Origin of the sequence: Brevibacterium salitolerans (genome assembly GCF_039531405.1) — a bacterium.
Taxonomy (GTDB): domain Bacteria; phylum Actinomycetota; class Actinomycetes; order Actinomycetales; family Brevibacteriaceae; genus Brevibacterium; species Brevibacterium salitolerans.
Genome location: NZ_BAAAPZ010000027.1, coordinates 1 through 1,021, shown reverse-complemented (window position 1 = coordinate 1,021; position 1,021 = coordinate 1). Strand labels below are relative to the sequence as shown.

1 pseudogene is annotated in these 1,021 nt (G+C 64.7%); it reads left to right on the top strand.

Annotated elements, in window-relative coordinates:
• Window positions 1-73: 73 nt before the first annotated feature.
• Window positions 74-1,021 (top strand): annotated as a pseudogene (locus ABD240_RS17060) (hypothetical protein); the annotation flags it as partial.

Below are 1,021 nucleotides of genomic sequence, written 5' to 3'. Positions count from 1 at the left end.
CATGGGCTTGCCTGCCCGGTTGCCGGTGTTCCACCGTCAGCCCGGGGAACTGCCTGCTGGTGAGGACTGGCAGATGCTCGAATCACCCCAGCGCGCAGCGCTTGAGACCCGCGCTACCGTCGAGTCGATCGATGTGCAGGGAATCTCCCACAGCGTGCAGGCGACCGCCTACGCTCTCGACCGGTGTGAGGCCGCCCACCTGGTGGCGCTGGCAGAGACCACCCTGGCCGTCATCGCCGCCGAAGACGGACCTGACACGCTCGAGGTCCTCCTGCGTTCACATGGGGAGTTCTCTGCGCGTGAGCTCATCAGTCAGCATCTTCCCCGTACTGTGGTGCGGGCGGTGTTGGTGGATACAGATCTTACGAAGACGCAGGCTCACCGGCGGATCGTGGAGGCGGTGCTGGCGTATCTCGGGTTCTCCCGGTGTCTCGCTCTCGTTCTTGAAGGCCGACTCAGCATGGCGAAGCTCCGGGCGTTGCTGCGGGTGAGTACGCGGTTGCAGCTGCATGATGTGCGGTGGCTTGATCGTGACACCACCGGCCGGGTCACTGCGGACAACGGTCGCAATGCTGAAGATGTTTACGCTCCACCGGTGCACGGACAGGGTCAGGTGGAAGAAGAACAGGCGGTATCCGAGTCCGTCTCACCTGCTTGTGTGCGGGATCAGCATGCTCGGCTGCGGGGTCCTGCGTTGCTGGCTGCTCCGGTGGAGACGTTCACTGAGCATGTGCGTGCCCAAGCAGCACTCTGCGCCCCACCCGCCTCTGCGGTGAAGACCGTCCATGACACACGGCGGGTGTCGTATGAGCGGGCGGCCTCGGGGCGGGCGTTCCTCACCCTGGAAGGACCGATCACGGTACTGGAGCCGTATTATCAGCGCCTTCAGGCCACGGCACGGGCGATCCGTGCCGGGCGTTTCCAGGCACTCACCACCGACACCGACACTGGTGCTGGTGCTGCGTCCAGTCCGGTGTTCGGTTCTGTGTGTGCTGAGGGTGTTCTGCCGGAGGCGGTGGTT